General features: G+C 46.9%; 8 protein-coding genes and 1 pseudogene. 1 reads left to right on the forward strand and 8 read right to left on the reverse strand.

The window, feature by feature from the left end:
• The 7 genes and pseudogenes from HPY74_18190 to HPY74_18220 all read right to left on the reverse strand — a co-directional run.
• The coding region (locus HPY74_18190; protein ID NSW92556.1) for a diguanylate cyclase at nt 1–2,500 on the reverse strand (2,500 nt) is incomplete at its 3' end.
• Nucleotides 2,501–2,618: 118 nt separating this feature from the next.
• Nucleotides 2,619–2,834: a hypothetical protein gene (locus HPY74_18195; protein ID NSW92557.1), complete on the reverse strand. Its 216-nt coding sequence runs from the start codon at nt 2,832–2,834 to the stop codon at nt 2,619–2,621.
• A gap of 23 nt (nt 2,835–2,857) precedes the next feature.
• The gene (locus tag HPY74_18200) at nt 2,858–3,052 is read right to left on the reverse strand and encodes a DNA-binding protein (GenBank protein NSW92558.1); all 195 of its coding nucleotides are present in this window, start codon (nt 3,050–3,052) and stop codon (nt 2,858–2,860) included.
• A gap of 471 nt (nt 3,053–3,523) precedes the next feature.
• Nucleotides 3,524–3,820: pseudogene (locus HPY74_18205) on the reverse strand (hypothetical protein).
• 144 nt (nt 3,821–3,964) lie between these two features.
• Nucleotides 3,965–4,222, reverse strand: coding sequence for a metal-sensing transcriptional repressor (locus HPY74_18210; GenBank protein ID NSW92559.1), 258 nt, complete (start codon nt 4,220–4,222; stop codon nt 3,965–3,967).
• A gap of 72 nt (nt 4,223–4,294) precedes the next feature.
• Nucleotides 4,295–4,504, reverse strand: coding sequence for a heavy-metal-associated domain-containing protein (locus HPY74_18215; protein ID NSW92560.1), 210 nt, complete (start codon nt 4,502–4,504; stop codon nt 4,295–4,297).
• A 49-nt stretch (nt 4,505–4,553) separates the two neighbouring features.
• A complete protein-coding gene (locus HPY74_18220) occupies nt 4,554–7,013 on the reverse strand; it encodes a copper-translocating P-type ATPase (protein NSW92561.1) in 2,460 nt (819 codons plus the stop codon).
• 906 nt (nt 7,014–7,919) lie between these two features.
• Here HPY74_18220 and HPY74_18225 point away from each other — a divergent pair.
• Nucleotides 7,920–8,531, forward strand: a complete 612-nt coding sequence (locus HPY74_18225) for a helix-turn-helix transcriptional regulator (protein NSW92562.1) — start codon at nt 7,920–7,922, stop codon at nt 8,529–8,531.
• Here HPY74_18225 and HPY74_18230 read toward each other — a convergent pair.
• Nucleotides 8,463–8,735, reverse strand: coding sequence for a hypothetical protein (locus HPY74_18230; GenBank protein NSW92563.1), 273 nt, complete (start codon nt 8,733–8,735; stop codon nt 8,463–8,465). The two genes, HPY74_18225 and HPY74_18230, sit on opposite strands and share 69 nt — an antisense overlap.
• Nucleotides 8,736–8,899: the final 164 nt, after the last annotated feature.

Genomic DNA, 8,899 nt, shown 5'->3' on the forward strand with positions numbered 1-8,899 from the left:
CAATTTTTTCCATTTCTGGGGCAGGAATCCGCAGGAACGCCTCCACCACGCGCGGGTCAAACTGCCGCCCTACTCCCCGGCACAGCTCCTCGATTGCTTCTTCGGCCGTGCGTGCGCGCCGGTAAGGCCTGTCGGACGTCATGGCGTCATAGGCGTCAGCTGCGCTGATAATGCGCGCCAGGAGAGGTATCTTCTCCCCTGCCAGGCCGTCTGGGTAGCCGCCCCCGTCATAGTCCTCATGGTGGTGCCGTATGGCAGCGACCACCTGGGGAGGAAACCTGGCCGGCTCCACGATCCTTCCTCCCACCACAGGGTGGCTCTTAACCTCCTCCCACTCCGCTGGCTCAAGGGGTCCGGACTTCAGAAGAATGCTCTCGGGCACGCCGATTTTACCTATGTCGTGCAGGAGCGCGGCCAAGTAGAGCTGCTCCTGCTCCTCATCGCTTAGGCCAATGACGCGGGCGCACGCCTGCGCCAGCCGGGCCACCCGCACGGAGTGCCCCCGCGTGTACATGTCCTTGGCCTCCAGAGCCGCTGCCAGCGCCTGCAAGGCACTCAGGTAATACTGGCGCAGTGACACATAGAGGCGGGCGTTTTCCAGCGCCAGGCCCACCTGGCCCGCCACGGTGGCCAGATACCCAACCTCTTCCTCTGACCAGCGTCGCGGTACCGGAGAGTAGACCTTCAGAGTGCCCAGTATCTTCCCCCCTGCTCTTACCGGCGCCACGGCCATTGCCCGCGCCTCGGGCGCGTAATAGGGCGGCTGCATGCCGGGCCCGGCGGCGGCCGTATCGTCCACCGCAACAGGCTCCCCTCTCCGGAGCGCTTCGCCCAGCAGGCTACCCTCCGGCCGGACACGGGCCGCTCTTTCCTGTAGCTCCGCGCTCATACCCGAGCTAGCCTTGAGCACCAGTTCGCCCGTCTTCTCGTCAAGCAGGTGCAGCGCACGCCCCTGCGCGCCAAGGACCTCCCCTACACCAGCCAGAGCCGTCTCGAGCACCTTGCTCTCATCGAGGTGGCCAGCCAACTCCTGCCCCAGGTCGATCAGGCGTTCCAGCATGGCCGCCCTCGCCTGCAACCGGCGAAAAAGGCGCGCGTTCTCCAGCGCCAGGCCCAGGCCGGTGCCCAGGGTGGTCAAGAAAGCGGCCTCGTCCTCGCTGAAGGGCACGCCTTCAGGCCGGCCCGCGACGGTCAACACGCCCGTCACCTTGCCCCCTACCGTGAGGGGCACGGCTACCGCCGGCCGCCTTTCTGCAGCCATACCGGCTCCGGGGCGGCTGTCGAAGTGCACGGCGCGCCCTTCCCGCTCAACGGCAGCAACAACTTCACCAGCCGGCACGATCCGGAACTCGTCGCCGGGCTCCAGGGTCGCCGCCGTCTCGGCAGCCAAGGCCGCCGGCATCCCCTCGCTCAGCATCACCACGGACCCGCTGGTGGCGCCGGTCACCTTCAGCACCGCCTCCAAGGCCCGCTGCGCCACCTCGCTCACTTCGAGGCTACCGGACACCGTCCGGGAGAAATCGTAGAGAAAGGCGAGCTGGTCCGCTTTTTTCCGGATACCCCGCGGCTCTGCCTCCCTGGCAAGCTTGTCCCTGTACATGGCGTAGTCGGCCTCCTTATATACCTCGACCAGTGGACACCCCGGATCTTCGGCCGTGGCCGTGCCCACCGAAATGCTCAAGGGGAACTCGGGGCGCGCCGCATTATCCTCCTCCACTGCCTGTGTTATGCGCCGCGCCACTTCCCCCGCCGTCGCCCGGTCCGTTTGCGACAACACCACGGCAAATTCATCTCCACCGACCCGGGCCACCAGGTCGGACCCCCTGACGCATCTTGCGATCACCTTGGCGGCGCGGCGCAAGAGCTCGTCGCCCCACCCGTGGCCCAGGGTGTCGTTAACCACCTTCAGGCCATCGAGGTCGCAGAGGATGAGACTCACGGGAAAGGAGCGACCTTTCTCCAGCCGCCGCAGTTCCTCCTCGAAGAAGGCGCGGTTGTAAAGTCCGGTAAGAGCGTCGTGGGTGCTCCAGTGCCTCAGTTCGTCCTCCATCTGCTTGCGCCCACCGATGTCGCGGATGCACTGAACCGCCCCGAGCAAGTTCCCCGCCTCATCATAGATTGGCGCCGCAATGGTCCAGAAATGAAGGCCTCTGCCGCCGTAAGCATAGGGGGCGAACCCTTCACCGACAAGGATTTGCCCCTTCCTCTCGACCTTCTCGTATCCACTCTCCCACTCTTTGCCGTTGCCGAGCAGGATGTTCACGAGGATGGGCCTGCGTTCCCCGTAAAACGGGGCGGCGTAGGCGTATTCGCCCCTGCCCAGCACTTCTTCCTTCCTGACCCCCGTCATTTCCTCTACGGCCCGGTTCCACACGACCACCTTGCCTTCGCGGTCGACGGCAATGACGCCATCCGGGAGGGAGTCGACGATCCTCTCGAGAAAGTCCAATCCCCACTCTGTCTTTTCCGTTCGCTGTTCTGAGTTCACGCTATCCACCATCCCTTAAAACGCTTTTCTTTTAATCTCAGTATAAATTAGGCTTGGTTACCGCACCGCCAAAAGGCCTCAAAAACCTCCGTTTGCAGGCAACATCGAGTCTTAACAGAGCCAAGCATTTTTATAATACCTTGCCCAGCATTTTTTCTATGCACTCCTCATCCTCTAAAAACAAAACATTTCTGCTTTCAAAACCGGCAAGGGTATTTTCAATGAAGTTATTGATCTCATTTTTACGGATATTCATAATATGGTAGATACCGAAGTCAAAATCTGATTTATCCAGCTCAAACATTTCCTTTAGAAGTTTTGTAAAACGTTGTAGTTTTTCGCTCATTTATACAATCCTCCTATTCAGCGCTATTCATGCGATATCGTTGCATGCTTCTTGCCTCTATACCTTGAGTCTGCCGGTTTTTGGGCATCTTTAGGAATCGCCCAGACCCAGCCGAGACGCACTGCCCCCGATACTCGCCCTTGCTCGCATAAGACTTGTACCCGTCGTTGAGATATACCCCACTTCTCAGCAGCTTCTTTAGCAGTAATATATTCCATAGACATACCTCTCAAAAAGTTATAATAGTACAAGAATATTATATTCGAAAGTACGAATAATGGCAAGTATTTCATCCAAACTGCGGGAGATTTTCAGCAGGTGTTTTCTCCCCCCAGCCTACGGTAACATATACAATTTGTCCCAAAAGCCCATAAAGTCTTGCCACACAAGGCTTTATGGGTTGTGTTTTCTTTTAAGTGATACTACAACCTCGATGTGCTTCGAACTATGCCACGCATGTTCAAAACATCCTGTCCGATGCTCATAAGTTTTTAAGGTTTGAACGCGACTCAACAACTCTAAAATAATTTTATCATAATTCATCAAATTATCTCCTTAAATTTTATCAATTTTACTTATAGATGGTAATTTTATTAATGTCAATGATAAATTATGATTTTTTTTATTTTATTATTATTTATCAAAAAATCGGCGGTAGTTTCTAAAACCAGAGTTCACCCGCATCTAATCTATTCTTGTTTCAAAGTCGGCAAAACCTTACTTAAATATTCCTGCCAATACCCCTCACCATCACCCACTAAATTATGCAACCAAAAATACGTCATTAAAACCTCAAATTCCTGTTTTCTACCTTTTGTAAAAGGTTTTTTTGGCATATTTCTATACAGCGAATCAAGATTAAAAAGGTTGCTCTTCTGCTTAATGTCATAATCATATTTTCTCCAAGAATGTTGACTCTTTTTTCTATGTGTGACAGGCCATAAATCTTCATTTTGATAAAAATAGTTGACCCAATCATCTGCAAAGGCCATTACCTTATTATTCTGCCTCCTGCCACCCGTTTCTTTAAAAAGCTCAAAGAAAAACCGTTTTAAAATAGCTTGCCAGTAATATATACTCAGGGGATTTAATCCCGACTGCATGCGCCTTCGAAAAGATGCCTCTTCCTGTTACTTTGCATATTTATCAATAAGTTCGATTATTTCATTTATCTTTTCATCCCCATACCCTTCTTTAAAAGCCTCCTTTACACAATGCTTTATGTGCTGATCGATTATTTTTAAATTTGCCTTTTTTAATTGTGCCTGTACCGCCAGTATCTGTTTTGATATATCAACACAGTACCGGTCATCCTCAATCATTTTTATTACGCCTTCTATTTGCCCTTTTGAAGTTTTCAAAAGGTTAAGTACCTGCTGTTTGTTCATACCATCCATAAAAATCACTCCTACAAGATTAAAACTAAATGGGCAGAGTTCCTCCCTGCCCACTTAAAACTGTTACTCTACACGTGTAACCTCATAACCCGCGTCGCTTATTGCTGCTTTGAATTTTTCATCATCAACAGGGTGTGCCAACTCTACTGTTGCAACTTTTCCTGCTAAATCAACCTTTGCTGATTTCACACCGCATATTCCTTTCAGTGCTTCCTCGACATGACCTGCGCAATGTCCACAGGTCATTCCTTCGATAAAAATTTTCTTTGTCATTTAAATCATTCCTTTCTTTTTTATAATATATTTATTTTTTTCTGTATATTTAATGCAGAGGCTTAAATCTTTTAAGTCTTAAGGCATTCGTCAATACCGATACGGAACTGAATGCCATGGCTGCTGCTGCAATGATGGGATTTAACAGTGGCCCACCAAACAGGTAGAGTAATCCTGCTGCAATAGGGATACCGGCAGTATTATAGGCAAATGCCCAGAACAAGTTCTGCTTTATATTCCTTATGGTCCTCTTACTTAATTGTATTGCTGTAGGAACATCCATAAGGTCACTTCTCATAAGTACAATATCAGCCGATTCCATGGCAACATCAGTACCCGAACCTATAGCTATTCCTATATCAGCCTGGGCAAGCGCCGGAGCATCATTGATACCATCCCCTACCATTGCAACCTTTTTGCCTTCTGCCTGTAGTTTCTTCACTTCATTCGCTTTATCTTGAGGCAGTATTTCTGCAAGCACCCTGTCTATGCCCACCTGTTTCCCAATTGCTTCTGCAGTCCTTCTATTATCTCCGGTGATCATAGCCACCTCTATCCCCATGCTGTGCAACACTTCTATTGCCCTCTTACTGCTCGGTTTCATCACATCGGCCACAGCTATGATACCGGCCAGCTTATTATCTATAGCTACAAACATTGGTGTCTTACCTTCTTCTGCAAGCCTGTCCGATTCTTTCTGCAGCGTGATATCTATATTTCTATCATTCATAAGCTTTTTATTACCAAGGAGCATTTTTTTGCCTTGTATAATAACCTCAATCCCGTGCCCCGGTATGGCCTCAAAGCTTTCTACATTGAAGAACTCCGGATTCTTTTCTTTAGCCCTGTTGACGATAGCTTCACCTAAGGGGTGTTCTGAACCTTTCTCTGCTGAGGCTGATAGCTGCAGCAGTTCAGTTTCACTTATTCCAGCAGTTGTAACAATGTCAGTAACCTTGGGTTTACCTTCTGTTATGGTTCCTGTCTTATCAAACACGATAGTCTTTATCTTATGCGTAGTTTCCAACGCCTCTCCGCCTTTTATAAGTACTCCATATTCCGCACCTTTGCCGGTGCCAACCATTATGGCAGTCGGTGTCGCCAGTCCCAGTGCGCATGGGCACGCTATAACCAGCACTGATATAAATATCGTCAGTGAAAAGATCGCTGACATCCCCGAAATATACCATGCTAATCCTGCTATAATTGCAATCGCTATAACTACCGGTACAAAGTACCCGGATATGACATCCGCCATCTTCGCTATAGGGGCTTTAGAACCCTGGGCGTCTTCCACAAGCTTTATAATCTGTGCTAGAACAGTATCTTTTCCTACTTTTGTAGCTTTAAACTTGATTGTACCGTTTTTGTTGATACTTGCTCCAATTACCTTACTTCCGATATTCTTTTCAACAGGAATGCTTTCACCTGTAAGCATAGATTCATCGACTGAAGTCCTACCTTCAACCACTTCACCATCTACAGGAATCTTTTCTCCCGGCTTTACCAGCAGTATATCGCCTACCTCTACCTCTTCAATAGGGATAACCATTTCCATGCCATCGTGCATAACCGTTGCTGTTTTAGGTGCAAGTCCCATCAGCTTTTTAATAGCCTCCGAGGTCTTGCCCTTTGTTACAGCCTCAAGGTACTTACCCAAAAGAATTAATGCAATAATGACCCCTGCAGTTTCAAAGTATAAGTCCTTTGCATATTCAACCTTACCGTTTGCAATTTGTAATACTGCATATATACCATAAAGGAATGCTGCACTGGTACCCATTGCAATCAATGAATCCATGTTAGGCTCACGCTTTATCAACCTGCTAAACCCTACAGTGTAGAACTTGTAGCCTGCCGCTACTATAGGAATTGCCAGTATTAATTGCACCAATCCAAAGTTTAGAGGGTTCATCTCTGGCATGATAATTTCAGGTAAGGGAAGTCCTAACAGATGTCCCATTGCAATATATAAAAGAGGCACAGTAAATATTGATGCAACTAAAAACTTTGTCCATAAGGACTTCATTTCCCTTTCCCTACGCTCTCTTTCATGATCTATCTGTTCACCGGCTTCAACTTCTAATGCCTTATACCCCGCTTTTGATATTGCATCCTTTATCTCTGAAATCCTTGTTCTTGAAGGATCGTATGCCACTCTTGCCTTCTCTGTTGCGAAGTTTACACTTACCTCTTTAATTCCGGGCAACTTATTTATAGACCTTTCAATAGCTTTGGCACAGGACGCACAGGTCATGCCCGAAATAGGGATGGTTATGTCCCGGATATTTTCTTCCTGTTCTTCCTGGGCGCTGTAGCCAGCTCTCTTGACAGCTTCTTTTATTTTTTCAATATTTGTCTTACCTTCATCAAATTCAACAGCCAGCTTTTCCGTAGCAAAATTAACGCTGGCAGATTGTACCCCTTCTACCTTGCCAACGCTTCTTTCTATGGCTTTAGCACAAGACGCACAGGTCATTCCTGTAATACTTAATGTTTGCTTTATCATAATAATACATCACCTCTTTCATCGTATCCTACCCTACCCTGGGTGGGATTAATGTATATTATACTATACTATTCCTATATGTCAAGTAGGCATAATTATTTTTTGTAAAATTTTTTATTATTACCCGTATTATTAAAAAGGAGATTCACATGGCGGTCTGTGCCAAACGCGCGAACGCCGATTACATCATCACGCGCGATATAGAGCATTTTAAGAATTCACCCGTCGCTCCAATTTCGCCCGATGATTTTTTGCAAAGCCTGTAACGACCGGCTGCCACCTGATGGCGGTCTTTTCTTTTACCGTCTCCTTTGCCAGTGTCCGCTTTCGCGGGCGGTGATGGCCGAGTGGCAGCTCGTGCACAGGCTCATGAGATTGCTCTCTTTGTTGCGTAAGCGTCAAATAACCCCTTATCCCGAATTCGGGATATAGTGATATGAGCACTTTCTGTTACCTAACATAAGCTTGATGAACCTTGATAATTTCCAATATGTCCATTAATTGTTGCTGCAACTTGTTCATTGTTGAAAGAGTATAATAATCTTTTTGGTAACCTTTTGGGTTGCCTTGCCAAGCAGCGAATTATAGCCATCGTATACTCTATGCGCAACAATCCGCGAACCATCATAACCAACCCAGATGGGTTCTTGTTTCGGTTTTTCTTCATCTAGTCCATCTATTCCTTTTTCATTATACTTCATTGGTTCTACATTAAGCTATCAAAGCGTTATGTTGTATTCAACCTGCTTCATATAAAGTCGCCTGAGAGATAGGACAGGTTCTTTTACTTTTCTCCGGATGAAGGAATAAATTTAAATAAATAAGGGCTGGAGTAAACGTCACATGGGAAATATCCGCAGATACTGGAAGACAGTTGGAAAAAGTATTGGTGGGAGGATGATTTTTATGAAGTTGAGTCGTGTATACCAGGATCGGAAGTTGTATTTTAAAATATTTATTTCATTGATCCTGTGTATTATTCTGACGATGACGTTCCTGTCTACCGGACTTTATATGTATTTTGAAAACTTTATATTAAATCAGGTTTATTCCGACAACATCAACAGCCTTATACAAATCAGCAGAGATATATCAGCAATGACTGATACCGCGGAAGTAATTGACCATATTAATAGCTGGTTTTATCAAATATTCGAGAAGATAGGCAGGAAGCTGGAAGAAAATAAGAACTCAAAATATGAAGAGGTCATCAAAAGGTTTCATGAGATCATCGACAGTGAATATGGTAACCCGGCATTGTCAGTTGAAAGCATCGCTACAGCACTGGAAATATCGCCAACTTATATGTGCCGCCTGTGCAAGCAGCATACGCTGTCAACAATCCTGGATAGAATTATTGAGATACGAATGAAAAAAGCAAGGGAACTTTTGCAGGAAACTATGTTCTCAATAGCAGATATTGCCGAAAAAACCGGTTTTACTAATAGTTCATATTTCTATAAAACATTTAAGAAGCTCAATGGTTCTACACCTAATGATTTCAGAAAAAACCATTAGGTTTGCCCTGTCAAGTGCAGCTAACGCAGCTTTTATAGCTAAGTCCGATGTAGCAGCATTGAATTCGGTTATCCTTCTTTCTTTTATCCCTGTTCTTTCTTCTATCCAGTCTTCCGTTTTTCCGAAACGTCCGGCCAGTTCGTGGTTGGCCAAGACCAATTCGGGCAGATAATATCCATATCCTAAAATTCCTACGCTTCTCACAGATGTATATAACTCCTTTTCATTCTATTGTGAAATTTCTGACCTTGTTTTAGTCTTCAATCTTTCCGCGGCAATGCCTTCTGATACTTTTTCCCATTGTGCAGACAGATTGTCCAGAAAATCAGCCCCTTCGCCCTGTAAGATACTTGCAGCTTCCTCATAGC

The sequence above is a fragment of the Bacillota bacterium genome (assembly GCA_013314855.1).
Taxonomy (GTDB): domain Bacteria; phylum Bacillota; class Clostridia; order Acetivibrionales; family DUMC01; genus Ch48.